The following is a 23,281-nucleotide window of genomic DNA, read 5'->3' on the forward strand; positions in this document are numbered from 1 at the left end:
TGATATAAAACTTATCTCTTGAAATTTTCCAGAGACATTATCATATGTTTTTTAAGGTTCATATAATACGCTATGCCTCTGCCCAGGAACAATGCGGCCTCGGCCAGGAGAAAATAGCTGACATAAAGGTACTCCCTGCCCGCACCGTGCCACGGCATGCTGATGCCGAACTGGCCGAAACAGAACGTGTAAGCTAAAAGTGATGCGACCGCCACAAAAACGAATGAGATCGCCGTCATCAGCTTACTCCACGACCCCTGCCTTCCCGACATAGCCCTGTACTTGAATGTCTCCCTGAACCTTGAATAAAGAACGCCGAAGAAGACCAGTGCCGGTAAGAAGCTTACGACCGCTATCAGGAAAGAGTACGGGCTCAGCCTGTAGGATGTCTCAAAATACACCGAAGACGCCAGGAATATGACCGTGAATAACAGTGACATCATAGTGAACACAAGCTCAAACCTCAAAATCCGTTGAGCCCTGTCTGCCAGTATCCTATCCAGTTGATTCCTCATACAAACGAACTGAGATTGGTTTTAACCCTTATGAAGCTTCCCATTATTGCGCCCGGCATTTATAGAAAAGTTTATCTGAATAGTACCTAACCTATTCATAATATGGCAGAGGAAGACCTTGAAAAGATAACGAAGATGCTGGAGCGCGGCGGGACGATGCTCGCGAAGCACTGTGATTGCGGAGCCCCGCTGTTCAAGTATAAGGGTAAGATATTATGTCCTGTGTGCGACTCTAAAAAAGAAGAGGAAACATCTACAAAGCTGGCAGTGCCGGTGGAGACAAAGCCTGCGCTGACGCCTCAGCCGTCGCTCGAGGCTGTAAAAAGCAATCGTATGATCGAGCTCCCCGAGAAGCGCGTGAGCCTGGTCATCAAGTACGATGAGCTGGAAGAGGAGAACATCGAGGCTGTAATAATCTCAAAGATCAATGACATCACGGCCAGGCTGGCAAGGGAAGAGTACCCGGACAAGATCCAGATGTACCTCGATATACTTGAGACATCCATGCGAGTCCTGCGTGAATTAAGAGGCCTGTCCAGATAGGCCTTTTTCAATATTTTATTTTTTATCTTTTTTCTTCAGGGCGAACTCGTATACTTCCATAAGCCTGCCGGCGCAATTCTCAAGCGAGTGCTCGGACGCCGTTTTTATCGCTCCCTGCTTCAGTTTCATCCGGAGCCCGTCATCGGACAGTATCGTTATAATGTGGCCTGCCATGGCTTCGATGTCGTCCGGCTTGAATAGGTATCCGTTCACGCCGGGAACGACCGCGTCAGGTATAGCGCCGGCGTCCGCACCGACGACCGGGATGCCTGTGGCAAGGGCCTCGATGACTATCAGCGACTGGGTCTCCACCGGAGAGTTCAACGCGAGGACGTCTGCAGCAGCGAAGGCTTTTGGGAACTCCTCATCGCTAATGTATCCCGTAAACACTACGGAGGACTCCACACCGCGTTCCTCTGCTGTCTGCTCAAGGGACTTTCTGGCCGGGCCGCTGCCAACTATCAGAAGCTTAGCGTCAGGCACGTTTTTTAGTATTATGGGCATTGCCTTGATGACATAGTCTATGCGCTTTTCAAAGCTCAGCCTGCCTCCGTGCAGTATGACGGGTCCGTTCCCAAGGCCGTATCTGTCCCGGAACTCCTGTCTTCCTTCAGGGCCATATCGCGACAGGTCGACGCCGTTAGACACCGGGAATATTTCCTTGCCCTTGATGTCAATGTATATCGCGGCCGATCTCGCCGGCACGACAATGACGTCGCATTTGTTGTAGAACCAGTCCTGGTAGGTTTTTGCGATCTTGCCCAGTATCTTTTGTAAAAGTTTAGAACGCTTTGCGATATACATCACATACCCGTCTATGGGCGTATGGAAAGTGCCGACAAGAGGCGATTTTAATTTTTTAGCGGTCCTCCATGCACAGAACCCCATGATAAAAGGCGTATGCGCATGTACTATTTCCGGCTTGAACTTAAGCGCGTCACCGGTGGGGTTGATGAAATCGATCGAATACTCGAACTCCGGATATGGAATGAAAGTGAATGCTCTGTACCTGTGTATCTCAGCGCCGTCCAGCGTAGACACGCCGGGCTTTTTTCCGGAGGTGAAGACTTGGATCTCATGCCCTTTTTTGGTCAGCGTCTTATTAAAGTTCCTTACAGCGTTTACGACCCCGTTGACCTGGGGGAAAAAAGTGTCCGTAAATACCGCTATTCTCATGCTATCCCTCATGACCGTACGATAGCACGCTCTCAACTGCTTTAATCCTTTGCATTCAAGCTAATAAGTGATAATATCGTTGTTTTTTTATTATGCAAGCTCCAGATTTATAAAACTCCACGAATTCGAACGCGAGTACTCCGTTTCCTGAACTCTTTAATATATCAGTTCATCTTAAGATCAAGTCCACCACAAAGGCGACGAAGGTACACTAAACTGTTAACCGCGAAGCACACGAAGGCGAAAAAGGTATACAATTTTTTTTAAGTATATGATAACCTTCTAAAAAAGTCATTTGTGTCCCTTTGTCGCCGTTGTGCGCTCCCATGAAAGACTTTTTGATGGTCTCTGTAAAGACTTGCATGTAACATCTATTATGGGATCGATGTTCTGCCATTGTGCCTGTCGGATGGCAGGCAGGCACGTAACCTCACAGAAACACGGAAACACAAAAATTTTTTTATATGATTTTTTAAGGTCACGAAAACCCAAAGGTTCTCTCACCAAACCACAAATGGCTCTAGTATCACCGTCAACGCACTAAAGTCTCTAATGCACGGCTTAATGCTCGAAGTGCTCTAAGTCACTAACGCTAAAACAAGACCCCGAACATTCTCCAAAAACACTAAATTTTAACTGCACGGTTGACGCTTACACGACAAATATATCACTGCTATAGGTCAAGGGGAACACAAACCGGGATATTGAACTTTTGTGATTTGGGGAATGTTCGTGTCTTGTTTTAGCGTTGGTGACTTAGAGAGGTTGGTGCGTTGAGCCGGGCGTTTGGGCTGTTGGTGCGTTGACGGTGATACTTGAGCCCTTTGTGGTTTGGTGAGTAAATTCTTAGTGCTTTTCGTGACCTTAAATTCTAAAAAAATTTTGTGTTTCCGTGTTTCTGTGAGGTTACGTGCCTACCTGCCATCCGACAGGCACAACCATAAAAACTTCATCTCAAAGACCATTTAGTAAGACACGTACTTTCATTCTTAAAACCTGAGCAAGACCCCGCTCATCAAAGATTTCGTGGTGAAAAAGAAGATAAAATCAATGAATTACCAAGACTTACCGCTTAGAACCTTAAAACCGTGCTCTGTTCTACGGATATGGCCAAATAATACTTTCAGAAAGCACTAACGTTTTATAATAATACCTGTATCTGTAAAATAATCAATAATATGGTAGTGAAAAAACGAACGGCCGCCGAAATGGCCAGAGAAATGAAAGAAATATCGTTCAGCGAATTTATCGCAGCGAACCCGCATCTTGTCGGCTTTGAAAGCTCCATTAAGATGCTTCCAATGTCCATTCATGAGCTTATCACTAATTCTTTGGACGCGTGCGAATCGGCAGGCATATTGCCCGAGGTCTGGATAGACCTGAAGAACATCGATGAAAAGGGTAAGCTAAAAAGATACCGGCTTGTGGTCAGGGATAACGGTCCGGGGATACCTCCGAAGAACATACCCTACGTTTTCGGGAAGCTCCTTTATGGCAGCAAGTTCGGCGTCAGAAAACAATCACGCGGGCAGCAAGGCATAGGGGTCTCTGCCGTTGTTTTAATATCTCAGTTAAAGACAGGGGAGCATACAATAGTAAGATCTTCGACCAGCGGAAAGACCGCGACAGTGTATGAGATCTCTGTCGACGTAGCGCATAACAGGGCTATTGTCCACAATACCTATAAAGAGAAAGCCGGCGGGTGGACCGGAGTGGAGGTCAGCGTCGTGCTCGAGGCGCAGAACTCGTCAAAGATCGTCGAATACATCGAGCTTACTGCGGCCATTAATACTCATCTTACAATTCATTTTGACGGCATCTCGCCTGAAGATCGCATAGAGATCGAGAGGCGCACAGATGAACTGCCTTCACAGCCAGTGGAAACAAAGCCTCATCCCATGGGCGTCGACTATGATATACTGAAGAAGATCGCCTTGCAGAGCAGATATTCCCGGCTACCTGAATTCCTGAAGGGCGAGTTCGACCAGATGCGCCAGGACATCGTCAAAGATGTCATCGGAAGATGCAAGGGCTCCATCGATGTGAAAAAACACGTGCAGGACCTGGAAAAGTCTGAGGTGGCATACCTCATGGAAGCAATGAGGGACGCTAAATTACCTCCTCCGTCAGCCGTGTGCTTATCGCCTGTAGGGGAGGAAACGCTTGTAAAAGGTGTCGTCAGCAGGCTGCGCCCCAGATTTATAGAGGCAGTGACCAGAAAGCCCGCGGCAATGAGGGGACAGCCGTTCCTGGTCGAGGTGATAATAGCGTACGGGTGTCAGGAGAACATTGGCAACGATACGAGCAGCCTTGATCCGGTCACTGGAGTATATGTTCACAGGTTCGTCAACCGGGTCCCCCTCCTTTTCTCAGGGTCGGGAGACGTTATCATGAAAGCGGCGAGGGATGCCGGGCTGTCGAGATATGAAATATCCCCCGAAAGCTCATCCCATCTCTTCGTTCACGTCGCAGGCGTCAACATACCGTATACCAGCGAAAGCAAGGAGGCCATCAAGCCGGTCGACGAGTACTACGAAGAGATAAGACTGGCGATACAGGAGTGCGGGCGTAAGATATCCCGGCATATCAGGCAGGTGAAGAGAGCGGAGGAAGACCTGATCCGGGGTAAAAGAAAGGCGATCATACATTCATTGCTGCTGGGCCAGCTAAACCGGTATGCCGGCAGAAAAATAGCGAACAGGGGCTATGCGGAAGCCTTCGGCTTCGACGAGTCGCTTGACGAGGTGCTTCAGCGTTATCATCTTGACGTGTTCAACGGATCGACAGGAAAAAAGGATCAGGAACAGCCGGACAGAAGAGCGATGAGGTCAAGCGCTGAGGCTGCGGCAGCGGAGTGATCGAGAAAAATGTCAGACCTGTACCAGAGAATAGAGACCGCGGCGATCACCGATGATTTCGAAGAGATATATGAAATAGTGGACGCCACGGACCGCCCGGAGTTCGTGAAGATGCTTCAAAAGCTCTCAAAGAAAGCCGACGATCACTCTACGATGAAGATGGCGATGAACATCCTTAAAGAAAAGAGGCTTACAGTCGACCAGGAAAAGTCGATAATGATACTGTCGGCATACTGCCTCGGTGCCATGATCAGGGTTGAAAATGCCCTGCCTTACACGTTCAAGGCTTTAAGGGTAGACCGGTCCTCCGTAGAGTATGACGACATAGAAGGTTACAACACTTCCGGCGAGACGGTCTCGATGACCACTTCCAGTATCGACCAGGCTGTGTCCATAGCGAAGCTCCAGTTCCTGGTCAACCATATAATAGAGACAATTGCCGCAAACTCGGTATCCACGAAGAGGGACTGCTACTACATGCTAAAGAACCAGTTCCAGAAATACCCGTGGATGGATATCGCCGGGCAGAGCGAGAGCGACCGGCTCATAGACACGCTGGAGCGTATCATCAGAAAGCAGCGCGAGAACCTTAACGTCATCGCTGACCCGAAGGGCCTGATATACGGCGATATCACTATCATCGACGAGGAAGGCAAGAAATTCCGGTGCATACCAAGAGAACAGAGCATAACCGGCCTTGCGGGGCAGTGGGAGATAAGATCGCACAATGTAAAAGCCATAATACCGATCGAGAAGACCGGTGTCTTCATGGACCTGAAAAAGCTGAAGGTGGCCGACGAGCTCGGTATAGGGCTTATACACCTGGGAGGCCAGCCTGCCAGAGGGTGCCGCGCTCTCATAAAACTCCTATCGGAAAAAGACATCCCGATAGGTGTGCTCACCGACTTTTCGCCGTGGTCCGGCATGATCGCTAAATCGGTGATAAGCGGCAGTATCAACGCGGCGCACCTTACCGGGCTGCACGCGCATAAAGCGGCGTTCATAGGCATCGAGTCATCAGATGTCAACACCTGGCTGAAAGACGTATGGAAGAGCGTGCAGGAGCCTCTGAGCAAGAACGACCAGCAGCGGGCACAGAATAATTTGTCGCTTCCGTACATGCAGGATGATTACTGGAAGAATGAGAACTCCTGGTTCGTAAAGAACGGTAAAAAGACGGAACTCGAGGCTCTGGGAACGGCGGCAGGCTCTCCGCTGAAGAAGAAAGAGTTCTATAAGAAATACCTGAGAAGTAAATTAAAAGAAAAATTGGGTGTTATCGTATGATCTACGATAACAGAGGCTTTAGCTTTCCTTCGATGTACTGTCTCGGGACCGCGCCTATGATGGTGTCGGCGAGCTTACCGTCTACGAATATGAAGATGGTCGGTATGCTCCTGATCCTGAAATCGTTCGAGACTCTCGGGTTCTCATCCGTATTCAATTTATAGAAAGCTACCTTGTCTCCATAATCCTTGGCAAGGGCCTCGATGGTCGGGGCAAGTATCCTGCACGGCCCGCACCATGGCGCCCAGCAATCAACGAGAACTATATGATTGCCTTTTATGATCTGATCAAAATCAGAGTCAGTGGCTTCTTTAACATATTGTGACGTTTCAGCCATTTTAACAACTCCTATACACTAAATATCACGTTATTATTTATAGAATTTGGCTTCTAAACATGTAAAACAAGGACAATTTGCGTTAAAAATTTTCGCCCTGCATTACTCGCATGAAAAATAAACCGGTCTTAAAATATGAATCTTTAAAATTTTTTTCCAGTATTATTTTTATGCGAATCCGGATTTTTTGCATCTAAATCGCATCACATTTTTATTTTCGCTCCTGTTTGATATAACCGGGGTATTATGGGTAGAACCGCAGGAGCATTCACAATATTTTCGACCGTTTTAGTCACAATGATGATAATGGCGATCCCGTCGGCGGCGCTGTTTGACATGAAGTCGGATATGCCCTTGAAAGGCCTATCCCTGAACAATACAAATAATACAGGGCTTGAATGGATGGGATCTTTAAAAAAGTTAAATGCCGGAACGATCGCTTTTATGGATCCCGGCGATAACGGATCCAGTATTTTCTCTAAAAGGCCGAAGAAGATGAGCGATCTATTCGAAAGCTTCACTTTCATGAAAGGCAACGGCAGTAATTATGCAGACCCGAAAGAGAACATTAACCGGACACTTACCGGCAGGTCGTTGACATACTATAATATCGCCGGACAGCCAATGACATACGTGATCAAGCCGGAAGACATCGTAAGCATAGAAAAGACGAAGCGGGACGGAGACGACGCATGGAAAGTGAGGGTCGGCACCGGCCTATCATGGGACATCACAATGGACGCTGCCGGCACAAAGATACTTGAGACAAAACAGCTATTCTATACTTAATTTTTTAATAAATCATTACCGCTTTAAGGCGGCACAGGTAAATACACGTCAAATCTCGCACCTTTGGTATGATCGCCCTTTATTCTATCCTTTACCTCTACCCATCCTCCGCAGCTCTCCACCACCTTTCGAACGATATAAAGCCCGAGGCCTGTGCCGCGTATAGCCTGGTTGCCCCGCTGGAACCTTCGGAAAAGCTTAATCTTTAGCTCATCCGGTATCCCGTAACCGTTATCACAGATGGATACGCGATAAAAATCTTTACCATCTATCTGGCTTATATCGACGTCTATCCTGATGTCGACCTCGATTCCCGAATATTTTATTGAGTTCCCTATGATGTTCAGGAAAACATCCACCAGTAACGGGGAAGCGATAACCGGGGCTTTGAACCTCTCCTTAAAATCGACCGAGACCTTTTTTTCGGGATGGGCAAGCGAATTAGTGATAGCCTGAAGGATCACGCTGTTAAGGTCCATCCTTTCCATCGTGCTATCTCCGGAACTGATCCGCTGGATCTTTCTTACGTTTTCTATCAGGACGGTGCTGTTCTTGATCGACGACAGCGCGCTCTCAAGCATATGTCTCGCATCTTCGGGCAATCCGGCACGCATCAGCGCGATCTCTAAGAATCCTGCCGCCGACTGGTTCATATTATTGATGTCATGGCTCATCAGGTCGACATAAAGCTCCGCGTTATTCTTTTCCTTCTCGAGCTTTTCTTCAGACCTCATTCTCTGCACCGTCATGGCAAGCTGGCCGCTGAAGCTGGTCAGGAACCTTACGTCCTCTCTCGTAAAGTCATTCAGCCTCTCTGTGGCCGCATCGAGCACTCCGACGACTTTTTCCCCTATTATTAACGGGAAGGCCGCAACGGACAGGAGACCCGAGTCGATAAGGTCTTTTGAGCGCACTCTTCTAGGATGTATCCTGATATCCCCGACGACGACAGGCCGTCTTATATATGCCGCATAGCCAGATACTTTCGAGTCAGGTCCGATCTCCTGGTATCCCATGGCTTTTGCGTGCCTTTCTTCCATGCCGGTATATGCCCTGATCCTTATCGCGTTCTCTTTTTCATCCACAAGGAACACGGCAGCCATACGAAGGTTCAACATATCTTTCAGCATGTTAAGAGACTCGTTGAGCATTTCATCCATGCTGGCGGCGCCGGCCATTATTGTAGATACCTTCAGTATCGCGTCCCTTTCCGTGACATCCCTCAGCGATAACAATTTACTGCCCGCCCCGTAAACATGTCCTAACGGCACTATTGTCGCTTCGAATATCCGCTTACGTCCTCTAATGTCAGAGCCTTTATAATAATTCCTGAAGACCCCTTCCTCCAGCATGATGTCTTCCTGGCCGGGGTCTACTTTTTGTATAAGCTCGTCAAGTTTTAGCCCCTCGATATCTTTTTTGCTAATGTATCTCGTTCTCATCCTGTCGTTAGCCCACAAAAGAATGTCACTGCCATCCACTATGCAGATCTTTTCTCCGGCGCTTGCGAGTATGGCGTCAAGGCGCTCCTTCTCTATTGACAGCTCTTCGCGCTCTTTCATCAGGGCTTCGGACATGCTGTTGATGGATGACGCAAGGGCTCCTATCTCATCTTTCCTGTCTGCGGGGAGTGTGATCCTGCATCCTCTCGCTTCCATTTTTTCACACGCATCGGCCATATCCATTATAGGCTTTGTTACCGAACTTCCCACAAAATAGGCCAAAACGGCAATTATAGAAAGCATTGTCAGAAATGCCGGAATATACTTTTCCAGCTCTCCCATGATAAGCCCGTCTACATAAGAAGCATCATACTCTACGACAACACCCCAGTTCGATCCGGGCTCAAAGGCATATGCAGCGTATTTTTCTTTTCCGTAGACATATACCGGGATCTTTATGTTACCGCTCTCTCCTCCGATCACCCTTTTAACGGCCGGGTCAAACGACAGGTCACTGATGCCGTTCTTGTATGTCTTATTATCGTGATATATGGGGCGTCCTCTTTCATCGACTATGTACGTCTCGGTCTCATATCTCTGGCCTATCGATTTCACCTGTGTGGATACTTTATTTATGTCCAGAGAGCCGATAAGTAACCCGATAACGTTCTTATTTTCATCCTTTACCGGGACAGCGATGTCCAGGCCGGTCACATTATTTTTTCCCTCGATGATGGGCTTGCCCATCCATGGACCGTTCGTTTTTATTAAAGCCAGAGTCCCGGCATTAATATCCTTTATTCCGTCGGCATTCGATGCCGGATAACCTGCTATGACGGTCCCGTTCGGATCTGTTAAGTATATACGGGAAAACCTGGGCTCAGTGCTATAAAAGCTAGATATCTTTGTCCTGACCTCTTCAATGTCATTTTGTCGTATCCCTTCGACAAGATTTGAATTGCATGCGAGCACTTCCATAGATGTGCATGCCCCGTCAGTGAACAGGCCTATGATCGACGATATGCTCTTGGCACGCCGAAGATTGTCTGTCTGTAATTCATAGTTGATAAAGCTGCCAGCCTTTTCGTATGCAAGCACTCCAAAGACCAGAATGGGGACTGACCCTATTATTATCAACAATATTATGGCCTTTATACGGATGGAATTGACATTCACATAAATTCAAATTGAAATATTATTGTTTATATATTGATTTATATATTATATTGGATAATTGTCCAACCTGTAACAGATGTTCATAATCTATGCGTGATTTTCCAGCATTGTCGAAAAGATGCCAAAAATTGCGGGAAATTTTTACTTCAGGTTTTCCTTAAAAGAGGGAAATCAACTTCCTGGTAGTTGATGTTCAGCGACGCGCGATATTGTGTTAAAACAAATGTAAACTGAATTATGTATTACAATATGTCCAGCAACTGCTCTAACGCTCTATTATATCCATCGGCATTCTCCATGTTCGAAGTATGTCCCGCACCTTCTATCGTCATCATGGTAGAATTTTTTATCAGCTCGTTCGCTTTTTTAGAATGGGCAAGAACGCTTTCCGACTCGAACTCCCCGTTGGTAATGAGCGTCAGCGCCCTGACGGACGACAGGTCCAGAAGCCTGAAACCCAGGATGGCGCCGTAGATCTTTGCCATTTCATCGCTATCCATTTCGCTCATCTTTTGCCTTACATAGTCCCTGACTTTCTCATCGGTTCCGAACCATCTCTCTCCTTTTGTCACCCTGGCCATCCAGAAACTGTAATCGACAAACCGCCTGGCGCCTATCAAACGGAGCGTCAGTGGCATGCTCCATCCCAGCGTATATAGCTGGATCTTATCGTTCGCAGTCAGCGCAGTGGAGATGGCCGTATCTGAGAGTATCAGCGCGCCGAGGCTGTCAGGATATTTTACCGCGAAAGCCTGCGCGACCATACCGCCGAGGGATAGCCCGCATATGACTGGTTTTTCTATTGCGAGAGCGTCGATCAGCGCTTTAAGATCGTCTGCCAGCAACTCGATTGAATATTTCTTTTTCTTTGAGCCGCCTGTTTTACCATGCCCTCTCAGGTCATAGGTGATGACTTTGTACTTCCTGGAAAAATATTCGACCTGCGGCGCCCACATATCATGGTCGACGAAACCGCCGTGAATGAACACTATAGGCTGGCCTTTGCCGGCGATCTCATAATACGTGTCTATATCGTTCGTCTTTACCTTCGGCATAAATGGCTACCCTGACCTGATCGTATGTTCGATTTATTATTCCCATTGTGGCTCAAGCCCATTAAACATTTTGGAGATACGCTCAATTTCATCATAGCTCTTAATTTATCATGCCAGGTAAGAAACTCATCGTTCGGCAGAAGGGTACCATGGTTTAATGCGAGGGATCCACCGGGGAACGTTTTGCTTATAGCGACGGTACTCCTCTCCAAAGCGGTCTTCTAATCCGGGCTCTTCCAACAACGGAATATATACGAGGTTGATGGCGATAACGATGATAGACCAGATCATTACCGCGATCGACCCGCACAATAACGACTCTCCTATCAGGATCGAGAACACGCCGGTGATCATCGGATTACGGACATACCGGTATATACCTTCGACAACGAGCTTTTTGGGCGGCTCCCATGGTGCAAGCGTCCCTTTTCCGACCGTGGCGAATAGACGGATAGTTATGTAAAGTATTAATGACCCGCTCAGTATCAGAGTTAACCCGGCAATAAGTACGAGCAGATCGATCGGGAACGGCGTCCCCCAGAGCGGAACAGGAATGCCCGTCAGCGAAAGTAGTATCGCCGGGATAGCTACGGTCACCGTAAATGGTAGAATGAGTATAGCGCTCATATGATGGGGTCTTTTATATCCGGGCATCTGGTCTATTCTCACTCCTAAATTATGCTAGATTTTGACGCTTGTTAAAAATTTATGATAAAGCCTGTTTTCACTCCTCTTACAAACCCGGCATTTTCATAAAACCTCAGGGTCTCTTCATTCTTAGACCCCGACATGAGCATGACCTTATAGCAATTTTTCTCTTTTGATATCTCGATCGCTTTTTGTAAAACTTTGGTGCCGTAACCCATTTTCCTGTGATCCGGGTGTGTGATGACGTTCTCTATTATCCCGTATGGCCGCAGGTCTCTGGTAAGGTTCTTGATGACCGCCAGGGTACATGAAGAGACAATATCCCCGTCTTTTTCGGCGACTATATAATGTAAATTTTCATCTTCGTAAATATCCTGCCAGAGCTGTTCCAGGAGATCAGCATCGCCGGCCTCAGGGTCTTCCGGGTGTAGTTTACCGTATAGGTCCAGTAACTTATCAAGCTCGTCATAGCGGATCAGCCTTACCGTTTCGGACATATAGTCTCCCTTCAAGTATTGCGGCATACCTTAAAAAAGGTTTAAGGTAAGAGTTTTTCGAATTACTTAAAATATTCTTTTTCATTAATATGATAAAGGTTTCCGGCGTCTCTTCCCTCTTTGCCGGATATCTCGCATGTTTTATAGGTAATATGTTACCTAATAGAAATGCTTATATAGTAATATGTAACATATTACCTTTTGTAAAGGTAACATATTACCTATAACTTAATGTAGGAACAAAAATGGAGACTCAATACTTCATCGCTATAATACTTCTCATAATAGCATCCGCTGTCTTTTCCCTGGTATACCTGTCAGGCGACCTGGAAAGGACATATAAGGCCGAGGTTTCTAAAAGGCTCGAAAGCACCGCGGGCTTAAAGCAAGAGATACTGACTGAAGACGATATGGCGCATCTGCCAGTGCCTGTACAAAAATACCTCAGGTATACAGGTGTTGTAGGTAAAGAAAAGGTCCATAACTTCAGGGCTGTCCTGGACGGCCAGATGAAGGGCGACCCGGAAAAAGACTGGGCGAACATCGAGGCCGTTCAGTATAATTTCTTCGATGTCCCCGCCCGGCTGTTCTATATTAAGATGAACATGTTCGGCGTCCCGGTCCTCGGCTTGCATTCATATACTGAGGAAAACGCGTTCATGCATATAAAAATAGCCGGACTGGTCACCGTGCTTGATTCCCGCGGCCCGGAGATGAGGATAAGCGATACGGTAACTCTGCTCAATGACATGTGCCTGATGGCGCCTGCCGCACTTATCGACAAGAGGATACAGTGGGAAACGATCGACCCGCTTACTGCGAGAGCCATGTTCGAGAACATGGGATGTAAGGTGTCCGCTGTACTATACTTTAATGAAAAAGGAGAGCTCGTAAATTTTATTTCGGACGACAGGTTCATGATACCGATGAACGGCCAGTCCAGAAAGGGGAGCTGGTCGACGCCCGTGAGAGACTATAAAGACTTTGGCGGCATAAGGCTTCAATCCTACGGGGAGGCCATATGGAATTTCCCGGAAGGGGACTACTGTTATGGCAAGTTCAACATAAAGAAAGTCAAGTATAACTGTGAAAGATTATATTGAAATAAGAAGCCGGGATGAATGCTGAAATCAATGGCGTTTATGATCTGTATTTCGTTGCTGTACGACTGGCCTGATGCCGGGACAGGGGTCATCCTCCCGGCACTATCTCGAAATCCGCGCTCCGTATGCCCAGCGGTATTATCTTGCCGCCGGCATCTTCAGCTTCCACGCGCACTATCATCCTGTATTTTCCCGTGACGAGCGAATCGGGTATATCCACCTCAATATTGCCTAATATCGGGACATTCTGGGTGTGAGTTCTCGGCACTTCCTTTTCAATCACTGCCCGGTACTGCTGTCCCGGCCCTATGTTGATATCTTCAAAAGACTGTCTTATGTTCGAAGGGTCTATACCGGCCAGCTTTAACAGGTTATTTTCCCACAGGACATACTTTTGCGACTTAGAGTCATAGACGAATATCTGTCCTACCATATGGACGTTCTTTATCGGCACTTCGCCTGTATTGGTAATATCCATATAGGCGGATATCTTATCCCCCTTCTTTATGGTAGTGGAAGACATACCGTAGCTGTCTATCCTGGCGTTAGACCCTTTTCCGGGGACAGGCGTCGGAGTAGGTGTGACAGACGGCATGGGCGTCGCCGTAGGCGTTGGGCTCTCATCGCTCGACAGCGGCGGTAATTGCGGCGGATTCGCTATGATGTCGAATATGTGCTCAGAAACAAAATTCATGACCTGGTTCTCGTTAGTGAGTTTGTACAGCGTGACGCTTCTCGCCACCGTCGCCTTCTTGTTCTTGCTCAAAGGCTCAACTTCGCTATAGAATATAGTGTCGTTATCCGCAAAGAGCGTGGTGCCAAAACCGAAAAGGTTTCGTGTCCCGTCGAGTGCATATGTGGACGCCCCATACCATATCGCATCTCCACGGTCTATGGTGTAGGTCTCTACTTGTAAAGCTTTACCGGACTGGTCAGTGATAGCACGGGCCCTTTTGACATTATCCGGGACATCGTCACTCGTCTTCATCTTACCGGTGACGAAAAACACGCTCCCGTCCGGTACAGGGTTACCATCAAGGTCCTTAACGTTCACTTCCATGACTAGCGTGACCGTTATGTTCGTGTCCTCGTCATCATCAAGGACCCATAGCCACTCCTCGCATCCGCTGACAATGACCGCCAGCAGAATTATGATAAGTGTGCATAACAGGATTTCAGACCTTTGTATACCGGGCGATCGCATGATAAAAGATTAGGTATTAAATCAATAGTAAATAAAAATTATCGTAATAATAACTAAATTTATAATACATCTTATATGCTGTGCGAAAATTTCCAGCCGCTTTAATTTCCTAAAAAATTAAAGAATAAGTTATTTGATATATTCGGTCCCCGGTTTTTACTGTTCCATTATTATATATCATTTATCAGTTGTTATGCCGGGCAAACTTATTTTACCGCCATATTTCTTCCACCCAAGCCATTTCTGCCCAAACGGGCTCGATACCGTGATAGCCGCAGCCCAGGCCAGGACGATCAGGATCGCATATGCGGGGACCACGCTGCTGACCGGCAGGAAACCCACGCTCAGCACGTTGTAACACCAGTGGAACAGGATCACCATCAGCAGGCTGTTGCCGGTATTATTCATGAACCAGGTGATATAGATCGCTCCCGCGGTGATGAACGCCCAGCTCATCAGCCAGTAGCCCCAGCCGAAAGTCTCGAGCTCGCCCAATATCATCCAGAAAGGCAGATGCCAGACCGTCCAGACCGTTCCCAGTATCAGGCTGGAGTTGAACGCCGTCCAGCGCTGCTGCAGCAGCGGCAGGGCAAGACCTCGCCAGCCGATCTCTTCTCCCATGACGCTGATGGTCATGATCACCATGATCACTAAAAGGCTGCCTGCGGTAACCTCGACGACGGGCAGCGGCTGTGCTCCGGGGACCAGGCTGTAGATACCGGCCGAGGCCAGCAATAGTAAGGGAAATACCAGGGCGGCCGCGGCGTACCACTTCCAGCCAACTCTCCACCTGCCGATCTGTCCCAGGAGTGCCCTTACTGCCGGCTTTCCGCCGACAAGGAGCGAGACCAGGATCGCAGAAACTGCGGGGCCGAGTGTCCCGAAAAGCCTGAAGACCATAACAAAACCGGGATCCATCCGGATAGGGAATATTCCATAGTAGTTCATAGCCATTGGGATCCAGATCGCCCAGGAGAGAGCAAAGGTCAGGAGAAAGAAAAATAGTAATGTGTGCGTACGCAAAAATTTGATCATCAGATCATTCCCCGATATTCAGCCACCTATATTGGGGCTGGCGATTTGTCGCCATATTAATATGTAGTATTAAAGGATACTCCTGCCGCTATTTATATCTTAGTTCTTTCGATTTATCTAATCGTCTGAGGAAAATTTTCGTTTTTAAGGGCAACGATCAAAAAGTCATAGAGAAAAAGTCATCATTAGTAAAAATTCCGGGCATGCGCCTGCGATTAACACTTGCGGTCTATGTAATATTCGTGGATAATTCGTGGATATATACAAACCATTATCAGCTCCACAAAAGGCCGGTGGAGGGTAGTATATAAAACTCCGGATTTTGTCTTCTATCCCAATTTTTTTTAAAAAATCATAGTCGAGGCACGAGACTTTGCATAATACTCATACCTTATCTAATAACATTGAAAAAGATCCCATATATGTCGTTATCCTGGCGTTCAGGACTTTTTTTCTTATAACTAGATGGATAATGATCACTTTACTGCAGGTAGCATGACCACGAACCTGGCTCCCTTTGAATAATCCCCCGGCACGCGGTCTTCGACCCACACGTCACCGTGATAGTCCTCCACCAGTTTCTTAACAATGTATAATCCAATGCCTTTACCGTGGGCCTTCGTGGCACCCCTCTGGAAACGCATGAATATCTTATCTTTAACCCAGTCCGGTATGCCAGGCCCGTTATCCTCGACCGTACACATGTAATACTCCTTGCCACTTTCTTTGATCGGCTTTAATTTAATGTCGATGGTTACCGATTTGTCCGGATTTGAGTGTTTTATGGCGTTATCCAGGAGGTTCGAGAACACCTCATTTATAAGCTCGTTGGCCATGACATAACACAGTGGAGGAGCCTTCAGATGGATCTTGACGTCCTTGCCCTTCCTGCCCGAATACTGGGACTGCAGCTCGGAGAGTATACTACACAGGTCGACCGCATTCGCTGTCTTAACTTCCTTTTCCTTCTCCTCTACTGTCATCCGCTGGAGCTTTTTGACGTTCTGGATGATCTGGGAAACGCTCCTTATTACCTCTAATGGCTTCTGGGTCAGTATCATCATCTCTTCCATGTCCGATGACTCCTGGGCTAATTCCAGGTATCCGAGGGCGATCTGGTTCAGGTTGTTAATATCATGGCCCATCAGGTCCAGATAAAATTCAGCTTGTTTCTTCGATGCTTCCAGCTCAGTTTCAATCCTCGCCCTCTCTTCGATCTCGACCCGTAGTTCTTCCTCTGCTGCTTTCCTCTCCTCGATCTCTTTTCTCAGGTTTTCGTTGGCGGTTAATAATTCCCGCGTGCGCTCCTGTACTCTAACTTCTAGCCCGTTCCGCGCTTTGCTGAGTTCTTCCTCGTATTTGACGTGTCCGGTAACGTCCCTGAAGGATATCAGGTAAGAAGGCCGGTCTTCCCACTCTACCTCCACCATGCGCATCTCCGCCGCCACGAACTCCTTGAACCCGCGCAAGACGTACATTTCGACCGGCTCTTTGAGCACGACCGGGAAGCCGAGCATCTGGCCGACCAATTCCGATCCGGACAAGTTAAAAAGAGATACGGCAGCAGGATTAACGTACCGAATGATGCCATTTTTGTCGAGGACAACCATGGCATCGGCATTTTTATTAACGATAGCATGGAAATCCTTCTCTCGCCGACGAAGCAGATCCTCCGCCCTTTTGCGTTTCGCTATCTCCTCCACAATGTATCTAAGCTCGGCGAACTGTGCTTCAGGATCAGCGCTCTTTTGCAGGAAGAACTCCGCACCGCTCTTCATGGCTTCTACGATAGCGTCCTCTCTACCCCTGCTAGCGTATAAAATGAAGGGCGTATTATCCCCCCTCGACCTCAAGGCCTTTAAAAACTCGATACCATCAGTTCCGGGCATATCATAGTTCGAGATTATCACATCATACGTTTTTTCTTTTAAATGTTCAAGGGCCATCTTGACAGAGCCGGCCGTGTTAACCTCGATATTCCCGCCATGCTCCAGAAGCCCTTTCACGATCCCAGGGAATTCGGGCTGATTATCAACGAGTAGTACCGATATCATAATTATATCACTAATATTCTCGCAAATATATTAATGTATATTATATACTTTCCAGTTCAGGCCTTACATTATGCTATTTTCTGGGATGTATATCCAGTCCCACGAGCACCTTTTCGGTGGCGGAGAGGTCCCCGATGATCTTCCTGATGGGCTCGGGAAGCTTTCTGACCAGGGTCGGGATCGCAAATATCTGCTCGCCGGCAGCGAGCTGCGGATTTTTTGTGAGGTCTATGACCTCGATGTGGTAACAGCCTTTTAAATGCTCCTCGCAGATCTTGTTAAGGTTCTCGATCGTCTTTTTGGTCTTGGGGGTCTCTCCGGCCACGTATAGCCGTAATTCCCATTCCTTTTCACCCACGGCCTCTTCCTTTTTCTTAGTAACTTTAACCATGATAACTCCAGCTTTACATGTACAGTTTAATCCTATTTCCGGACTCGGGCCATTAGCTCGCTGTCTTTCAACATGATATCGAGGTCTTGCTCCGTCCGCTCGATATCCCTGACGATCTTGTCCTCTTCCACCTTATACTGGGCCTTTAGCGCCGCGATCTTCGCCTCAAGTTCCTTGCGATTCTCCTCAAGAGCATTACGCTTATGCTCATTGTCACGTTTTACACCGAGCAGCGTTGCGTTGTCCTTTGCCTCCTGTGATAGCTTCGCACTGCCCATGAGCACGCCGGAAGGGCCGATATACGGGTCTATCAGCTCTATTCCCCCGTCAGTCATGACAAACTCTCTGATCTGGTTGGAGTGAGCCATGCCCCTGGATTTCAAAACGGTTATGCCCCGGTTACGCTCGCCGTTATACTCGAAGTTACGGAGCAGTATCCAGGTGTCGATCAACGAGGTAATGTAGAATTGCTGACCCTCCGGGCGGATGTCACCCCTGATCAGATCGGTGAAGAGTGTGGTGATGCCGCGAGACTTCATCAAGTCGTTGAGACGGGTGAGCATTGACTTGACCTCTCTTCCGCCGCCGACCGCTGAGAAGTCGGTGATCGGGTCTATGACAACGTTCACTGGATCGTACTTTTTGATATCGTTCTCCATCATGACGAGGTGTGTCTCAAGGCCATACAAAGCCGGGCGGGCAATGTGGAATTTGAGCGATCCCTTTTTAACCCACTGACCAAGGTCAAGCCCTACCGACTCCATGTTACGGATGATCTGGTCCTGTGTCTCTTCGAAGGCAAAGTACAGGCATTTCTCCCCGCGCCTGCACGCTGCGTCGACAAAATGCGCCGCAATACTGGTCTTACCGGTGCCTGCCGTGCCCGAGACCAGTACGGTGCTCCCGCGATAATAGCCCTTATCGCCCAACATACCGTCCATGCGAGGGATGCCGGTCGATACTCGTTCCTTCGATGTCCCATAATCAGTTTTGATCGATGTGATGGGGAAGATTATAATGCCATCTTTACCGATCAGGAACGGATACTCGTCGGCGCCGTGAGCACTGCCACGATACTTCACTATGCGTAAACGCCTTGTTGCCAGCTGCTCGGTCACGCGGAAGTCCAGCAAGATAACACAATCGGCAACGTACTCTTCCAGGCCATAGCGTGTCAGGGTAAGCTCGCCTTTCTCGCCAGTCACTATGGCCGTGATACCCCTGTCTTTCAGCCAGCTGAATAAGCGAAGCAACTCGGAACGGACGATAGCCTGATCCTTCAAGCCGGCAAATAGCACCTCTATAGTGTCCAGGGCGACACGCTTAGCGCCGATGGAATCGATGGCATACCCCAATCGAATGAACAGCGCCTCAAGATTATATTCGCCCGTCTCCTCGATCTGGCTCCGCTCGACGAATACGTGATCGATGACCAGCTTCTTATCATTGATAAGCATATCCAGGTCATATCCGAGCGAAGCGAAGTTCTTTTTTAGGTCGCCGATGTTCTCCTCAAAAGTGACATAAACGCCCGGCTCGTTATATTCCAGGGCGCCATGTACGATGAACTCCATTGCGAACACCGTCTTACCAGTACCGGCACCGCCTGCAACAAGCGTAGGCCGGCCTTTTGGTAACCCGCCATACGTTATATCGTCAAACCCACTTATCCCCGTGGGCGATTTCGACAACCCGATCTTGCCAGGGACTCTAACTCTTTTCGGCATATATACCACATTGAATAAATAAGGTTAATATTTTGGTTTAATAATTTATGACTATCTAAATACATAATAACTTCGGGAAAAATATAAAGGATATTTGAAATCATAGTGATTAACCGGATGGTCGACATAGAAAAACGCCTTATGAGTTTGGAACAAGGACAGACCAGTCTAATCTATTTTAGCTTTTTTTAACATCATTATTTCCAGTATTGGTATTGTTGACAGATCTATGAGCTGTCTATAGAGTTTCATTATATCATAGACAAGAGGCATCTTAGCACCGGCAAGCTTGTGAAAGTATCCGACACAGGGATACAGTCCTGCTGTAATGATTTTTTTTCGACCCGGTATTCGAGGATAGCATAACAGTAGTTCAAAAAAGACTGGTGGGAGTAGTATATAACATCCCAGATCATGAAATTTTTACGATCTTTTTATAAAAATTATAGTTATTTTTCAACAGCGGGCAACATGACAATGAACCTGACGCCTTTTGTATGATCGCCCGGCACACGGTCTTCTGCCCACACCTTTCCCTGATAGCCTTCCACTAGCGTTCTTACCAGGAATAATCCGAGGCCTTTACCATGTGCCTTCGTGTCGCCTCTCTGGAACCTGTAGAAGATCTTGTCTTTAACTGCATCGGGTATGCCCGGACCGTTATCCTCTACAGTGCATTTATAATAACTGCGGCCGTCCTCGATCACAGGCTCGACCCGCACATCTATAATTAATGACTTCGCGCCATCGGAGTGCTTGATCGCGTTAGATATCAGGTTATTAAAGACGTCACTCAGGAGCTCGTTCGCTTCTACCCGATAATGCGGCACCGGTGGAATATTAATGGTCACATCCCTCTCGCCCTTATAATAACTAAGCCTGCCGAGCTCCTCGAAAATTTGATGAAGGTCAACAGGCCTGGTCTTAATACCCTGTGTCATCAGTTTCTGAAGCTTCCTGACATTATCGATCAGCCTGGAGCTATTGATCAGTGCCTGTATCGGCTTCTCTAAAAGCAGCTTATCATCCGGCCTGAGATTACCTTCCATCTTCAGCGTATCAAGCGCAAGCTCAAGGTATCCGGTCGCAGAATGGTTCATATTGTTGATATCATGGCCCATCAGATCCACGTACAGTTCTGCCTGATCTTTTGCCTCTTTTAACCTTTCATCGGCGAGTTTACGCTCGGTGATATTTTCTATTAGCGAGATGATCCATTGAGGAGCGCCCTCTGCGTTGCGCACGACAGAAACGCTTTTTCGGACCCACACGAATGTCCCGTCTTTACGGAAATATCTGTTCTCTATAACGAAATCGGGGATCTCGCCTGTAAGCATCCGGTCGATCAGTCTCATGTTCTCCTCGAGATCGTCGGGATGGATCAGATTCCGAATCATCTGTGTCCGTAGCTCCTCGATGCTATAGCCCGTGATCATGCAATAAGCTGGGTTCGCATCCACAAAACGGCCGTCGGGCGCTGCCATCGCAAAACCAATGGCCGCGTTGGCAAAGGCACTGCGGAATTTCTCCTCGCTCTCACGCAGCGCCTCCTCAGCATCTTTACGCTCGGCGATCTCTCTCTCAAGGTCCGCTTTGGATGCAGTGACGTTCTTCAAGCGGGTGGTCATCTCGTTGAACGCATCCGCCAGTTCGCTGATCTCATCGACCTTTCTGGCTTTGATGGTGTGATCGAGGTTTCCGGATCCGATGATTTTCGTTCCTGCCTTTAAGTCCCCTATCGATTTTATCACACCCCCGAATACCAGCCAATAATCAAGGAGAATAAAAGCACCGAACGCTCCCAGCAGGGACATTATGATCATGTTGTTCGTTTGCTTCACATGATTTTCCTGCTCCTCAAGCATCTGTGACAGGCGGGACGCGTCAAATAGGATACTACGGGTCTGGACGGCCAGCCGGCTCCATGAGATCTGAATATATGCCTTATCATCCGAACTATACAGGACCTGGTTTTCATCCTGAAGGGTAAGCACAACATCGTCAAATACGCTTTTTAATCGCTGCTGGCTTGCTTTGATGTTATTGACCAGCACTTGCTGTTCCGGGGTATTCACAGAAAGTTTTGATATGTCATCCGAGAACTCGGCGTATTTCGAGCTCCACCTGTCGAGCTGGTGTTTTTCGTTGTACAGGATAAAGTCGTTCGATAGATAACCCAGCTCGCCAGCCCCCAGCTCGATGTTTGTCACAAGCTCCTGCTGCCTGTTCAGCTGACTCACCTGCTGGTCTGTCATCAACATCGTCGCGGCGATAATAAGCAGGGCTGAACAGAAGATGACAATACTGATGATTAGCTGCGTCCTGATCTTCATGGTCCCTCTGCTCACCGGATAAGGTTGACTGATTCAGGCTTGATCTGATCCAGACCTTCCCGATATAGGTAGTATCGGTAGTCAGGGATCGTCTTTTCATCTGTGAGGTTGTTTTTGATCATCCATCGGCCCTCATCTTCCATCGCCGTGATAAGCGACTGGTCAAGAGATAGCGAAAACTGGGTGTTGCTCCAGATGGTCTCCAGGTAAACATCGTCTGCAGGCAGTCGTTTTCGTGCGATAGCCTTCGCTTGCTCAGGATGATATACAGTGTATGTCGCTGCCTGGTCAATTGACTTCAGGAACCGGTTGATCATGTCGGGGTGCTGTCCCGCCCAGTCCTGCCTGCACATGGCGAGCCAGTGCCCTTGCTGGCCGCTTTGGGCCGGCCATGTAACAGCAGCAGGGCCAAGCTGATCTTTTATGATACTGACCTCAAGCCCCCATACAATAATTGCATCAACAGACCCATTACCGATCGCATCGACGAACTGCGGACGTTTTATATCTACCAGCGTTACGTCATCCAGTCTAAATCCGTGCAGTTCGAGAAACCTGCCGAGGATAAATTCCGTATTCGTCCCGAGATCAACGCCGATCTTCTTTCCCTTGAGGTCTGAAACGTTCTTTATACCGTGGTCACTACGGCCAATGATGACTTTATCCTCGTATTTGGCAATACTTGCGAAGCCGTAAATCTTTTCCTGGTCGAACACTTTTTCGACAAGGACGAACTCCGTGGCTATCGCAATATCGTTTTCATTGTTTAACATGCCGTTGACCGCTCTCAAACCTACGTCATAGTCTTTTATCGTCACGTTGAGGCCGTTATCGGCAAAATAGTGCTGGTCGTCAGCGATAATGATCAGCGCCGCAGAGTCTATATTAGGCGACATCCCGACGGTGATCGATTCCATCTCTACGGAAATCTGATTCCGCGAATTCTGGAGGTACCATACGCCAGACCCTATCAACGCGATGATGATTATTGCAGCGATTAAAGTGATAACGGTCTTTTTCATAGCAGTTCTCCACATACTACAACATCAGGGATTAAAACGACAATAATATAATAGTTTAAAGCTGATAATATTATTGTTTTAAAATAGAA

At 47.8% G+C, this 23,281-nt stretch carries 20 protein-coding genes; 5 read left to right on the top strand and 15 right to left on the bottom strand.

Annotated elements, in window-relative coordinates; all coding sequences use genetic code 11:
• Window positions 1–11: 11 nt before the first annotated feature.
• Entirely contained in the window at window positions 12–515 is a 504-nt protein-coding gene (locus tag CUJ83_RS10120) for a hypothetical protein (protein ID WP_230742191.1), read from the bottom strand.
• 102 nt (window positions 516–617) lie between these two features.
• Between CUJ83_RS10120 and CUJ83_RS10125 the strand changes: the two genes are divergently transcribed.
• Window positions 618–1,058: an Sjogren's syndrome/scleroderma autoantigen 1 family protein gene (locus CUJ83_RS10125; protein ID WP_230742192.1), complete on the top strand. Its 441-nt coding sequence runs from the start codon at window positions 618–620 to the stop codon at window positions 1,056–1,058.
• A 15-nt stretch (window positions 1,059–1,073) separates the two neighbouring features.
• Here the strand turns inward: CUJ83_RS10125 and CUJ83_RS10130 are convergent, their stop codons facing one another.
• Window positions 1,074–2,270: a glycosyltransferase gene (locus CUJ83_RS10130; protein ID WP_230742193.1), complete on the bottom strand. Its 1,197-nt coding sequence runs from the start codon at window positions 2,268–2,270 to the stop codon at window positions 1,074–1,076.
• Window positions 2,271–3,412: 1,142 nt separating this feature from the next.
• Between CUJ83_RS10130 and CUJ83_RS10135 the strand changes: the two genes are divergently transcribed.
• Together CUJ83_RS10135 and CUJ83_RS10140 are read left to right on the top strand one after the other, a co-directional pair.
• Window positions 3,413–5,092 carry a DNA topoisomerase VI subunit B gene (locus CUJ83_RS10135; protein ID WP_230742194.1) on the top strand — a complete coding sequence of 560 codons (1,680 nt, stop codon included), beginning with the start codon at window positions 3,413–3,415 and terminating at the stop codon, window positions 5,090–5,092.
• 9 nt (window positions 5,093–5,101) lie between these two features.
• Window positions 5,102–6,379, top strand: a complete 1,278-nt coding sequence (locus tag CUJ83_RS10140; protein ID WP_230742195.1) for a DNA topoisomerase IV subunit A — start codon at window positions 5,102–5,104, stop codon at window positions 6,377–6,379.
• Window position 6,380: 1 nt separating this feature from the next.
• On the opposite strand, the gene trxA is transcribed toward CUJ83_RS10140, so the two are convergent.
• Window positions 6,381–6,716: a thioredoxin gene (trxA, locus tag CUJ83_RS10145; protein WP_230742196.1), complete on the bottom strand. Its 336-nt coding sequence runs from the start codon at window positions 6,714–6,716 to the stop codon at window positions 6,381–6,383.
• A 246-nt stretch (window positions 6,717–6,962) separates the two neighbouring features.
• Between trxA and CUJ83_RS10150 the strand changes: the two genes are divergently transcribed.
• On the top strand, window positions 6,963–7,505 hold the full coding sequence (locus CUJ83_RS10150; protein ID WP_230742197.1) for a hypothetical protein: 543 nt from the start codon (window positions 6,963–6,965) through the stop codon (window positions 7,503–7,505).
• Between the two features lie 23 nt (window positions 7,506–7,528).
• On the opposite strand, the gene CUJ83_RS10155 is transcribed toward CUJ83_RS10150, so the two are convergent.
• The 4 genes from CUJ83_RS10155 to CUJ83_RS10170 form a co-directional block, all read right to left on the bottom strand.
• Entirely contained in the window at window positions 7,529–10,123 is a 2,595-nt protein-coding gene (locus CUJ83_RS10155) for an ATP-binding protein (protein WP_230742198.1), read from the bottom strand.
• Window positions 10,124–10,365: 242 nt separating this feature from the next.
• The gene (locus CUJ83_RS10160) at window positions 10,366–11,178 is read right to left on the bottom strand and encodes an alpha/beta fold hydrolase (protein WP_230742199.1); all 813 of its coding nucleotides are present in this window, start codon (window positions 11,176–11,178) and stop codon (window positions 10,366–10,368) included.
• A gap of 126 nt (window positions 11,179–11,304) precedes the next feature.
• A complete protein-coding gene (locus CUJ83_RS10165; protein ID WP_230742200.1) occupies window positions 11,305–11,805 on the bottom strand; it encodes a methyltransferase family protein in 501 nt (166 codons plus the stop codon).
• Between the two features lie 71 nt (window positions 11,806–11,876).
• On the bottom strand, window positions 11,877–12,323 hold the full coding sequence (locus CUJ83_RS10170; RefSeq protein ID WP_230742201.1) for a GNAT family N-acetyltransferase: 447 nt from the start codon (window positions 12,321–12,323) through the stop codon (window positions 11,877–11,879).
• A gap of 245 nt (window positions 12,324–12,568) precedes the next feature.
• On the opposite strand from CUJ83_RS10170, the gene CUJ83_RS10175 reads away from it, so the two are divergent.
• Window positions 12,569–13,426, top strand: coding sequence for a DUF6544 family protein (locus CUJ83_RS10175; protein ID WP_230742202.1), 858 nt, complete (start codon window positions 12,569–12,571; stop codon window positions 13,424–13,426).
• Window positions 13,427–13,514: 88 nt separating this feature from the next.
• Here CUJ83_RS10175 and CUJ83_RS10180 read toward each other — a convergent pair whose 3' ends face one another.
• The 8 genes from CUJ83_RS10180 to CUJ83_RS10210 all read right to left on the bottom strand — a co-directional run bounded on the left by CUJ83_RS10180 (window position 13,515) and on the right by CUJ83_RS10210 (window position 23,192).
• On the bottom strand, window positions 13,515–14,630 hold the full coding sequence (locus CUJ83_RS10180; RefSeq protein ID WP_230742203.1) for a hypothetical protein: 1,116 nt from the start codon (window positions 14,628–14,630) through the stop codon (window positions 13,515–13,517).
• 177 nt (window positions 14,631–14,807) lie between these two features.
• On the bottom strand, window positions 14,808–15,665 hold the full coding sequence (locus CUJ83_RS10185; RefSeq protein WP_230742204.1) for a CPBP family intramembrane glutamic endopeptidase: 858 nt from the start codon (window positions 15,663–15,665) through the stop codon (window positions 14,808–14,810).
• A gap of 476 nt (window positions 15,666–16,141) precedes the next feature.
• Window positions 16,142–17,719 (bottom strand): hybrid sensor histidine kinase/response regulator, encoded by a 1,578-nt coding sequence (locus CUJ83_RS10190; protein WP_230742205.1) that lies wholly within the window; start codon window positions 17,717–17,719, stop codon window positions 16,142–16,144.
• Window positions 17,720–17,792: 73 nt separating this feature from the next.
• Window positions 17,793–18,110: a circadian clock KaiB family protein gene (locus tag CUJ83_RS10195; RefSeq protein WP_230742206.1), complete on the bottom strand. Its 318-nt coding sequence runs from the start codon at window positions 18,108–18,110 to the stop codon at window positions 17,793–17,795.
• 32 nt (window positions 18,111–18,142) lie between these two features.
• Complete coding sequence (kaiC, locus tag CUJ83_RS10200) at window positions 18,143–19,837, bottom strand: circadian clock protein KaiC (RefSeq protein WP_230742207.1); 1,695 nt, start codon at window positions 19,835–19,837, stop codon at window positions 18,143–18,145.
• A 168-nt stretch (window positions 19,838–20,005) separates the two neighbouring features.
• Window positions 20,006–20,248, bottom strand: coding sequence for a CRISPR-associated endonuclease Cas1 (locus CUJ83_RS15925; protein WP_369424160.1), 243 nt, complete (start codon window positions 20,246–20,248; stop codon window positions 20,006–20,008).
• A gap of 38 nt (window positions 20,249–20,286) precedes the next feature.
• On the bottom strand, window positions 20,287–22,170 hold the full coding sequence (locus tag CUJ83_RS10205; protein ID WP_230742208.1) for a PAS domain S-box protein: 1,884 nt from the start codon (window positions 22,168–22,170) through the stop codon (window positions 20,287–20,289).
• 11 nt (window positions 22,171–22,181) lie between these two features.
• On the bottom strand, window positions 22,182–23,192 hold the full coding sequence (locus CUJ83_RS10210; RefSeq protein ID WP_230742209.1) for an ABC transporter substrate-binding protein: 1,011 nt from the start codon (window positions 23,190–23,192) through the stop codon (window positions 22,182–22,184).
• Window positions 23,193–23,281: the final 89 nt, after the last annotated feature.

It is taken from the genome of Methanooceanicella nereidis (genome assembly GCF_021023085.1).
GTDB lineage: Archaea > Halobacteriota > Methanocellia > Methanocellales > Methanocellaceae > Methanooceanicella > Methanooceanicella nereidis.

Excerpts from the sequence above, each read along its gene's own strand:
- CUJ83_RS10185 (WP_230742204.1), bottom strand. The coding sequence starts at position 15,665 with ATGATCAAATTTTTGCGTACGCACACATTACTATTTTTCTTTCTCCTG.
- CUJ83_RS10135 (WP_230742194.1), top strand. The coding sequence starts at position 3,413 with ATGGTAGTGAAAAAACGAACGGCCGCCGAAATGGCCAGAGAAATGAAA.
- CUJ83_RS10150 (WP_230742197.1), top strand. The coding sequence starts at position 6,963 with ATGGGTAGAACCGCAGGAGCATTCACAATATTTTCGACCGTTTTAGTC.
- CUJ83_RS10210 (WP_230742209.1), bottom strand. The coding sequence starts at position 23,192 with ATGAAAAAGACCGTTATCACTTTAATCGCTGCAATAATCATCATCGCG.
- CUJ83_RS10205 (WP_230742208.1), bottom strand. The coding sequence starts at position 22,170 with ATGAAGATCAGGACGCAGCTAATCATCAGTATTGTCATCTTCTGTTCA.
- CUJ83_RS10190 (WP_230742205.1), bottom strand. The coding sequence starts at position 17,719 with ATGATATCGGTACTACTCGTTGATAATCAGCCCGAATTCCCTGGGATC.
- CUJ83_RS10120 (WP_230742191.1), bottom strand. The coding sequence starts at position 515 with ATGAGGAATCAACTGGATAGGATACTGGCAGACAGGGCTCAACGGATT.
- CUJ83_RS10195 (WP_230742206.1), bottom strand. The coding sequence starts at position 18,110 with ATGGTTAAAGTTACTAAGAAAAAGGAAGAGGCCGTGGGTGAAAAGGAA.
- CUJ83_RS10140 (WP_230742195.1), top strand. The coding sequence starts at position 5,102 with ATGTCAGACCTGTACCAGAGAATAGAGACCGCGGCGATCACCGATGAT.
- CUJ83_RS10160 (WP_230742199.1), bottom strand. The coding sequence starts at position 11,178 with ATGCCGAAGGTAAAGACGAACGATATAGACACGTATTATGAGATCGCC.
- CUJ83_RS10180 (WP_230742203.1), bottom strand. The coding sequence starts at position 14,630 with ATGCGATCGCCCGGTATACAAAGGTCTGAAATCCTGTTATGCACACTT.
- CUJ83_RS10175 (WP_230742202.1), top strand. The coding sequence starts at position 12,569 with ATGGAGACTCAATACTTCATCGCTATAATACTTCTCATAATAGCATCC.
- trxA (WP_230742196.1), bottom strand. The coding sequence starts at position 6,716 with ATGGCTGAAACGTCACAATATGTTAAAGAAGCCACTGACTCTGATTTT.
- CUJ83_RS10170 (WP_230742201.1), bottom strand. The coding sequence starts at position 12,323 with ATGTCCGAAACGGTAAGGCTGATCCGCTATGACGAGCTTGATAAGTTA.
- CUJ83_RS10125 (WP_230742192.1), top strand. The coding sequence starts at position 618 with ATGGCAGAGGAAGACCTTGAAAAGATAACGAAGATGCTGGAGCGCGGC.
- kaiC (WP_230742207.1), bottom strand. The coding sequence starts at position 19,837 with ATGCCGAAAAGAGTTAGAGTCCCTGGCAAGATCGGGTTGTCGAAATCG.
- CUJ83_RS10165 (WP_230742200.1), bottom strand. The coding sequence starts at position 11,805 with ATGAGCGCTATACTCATTCTACCATTTACGGTGACCGTAGCTATCCCG.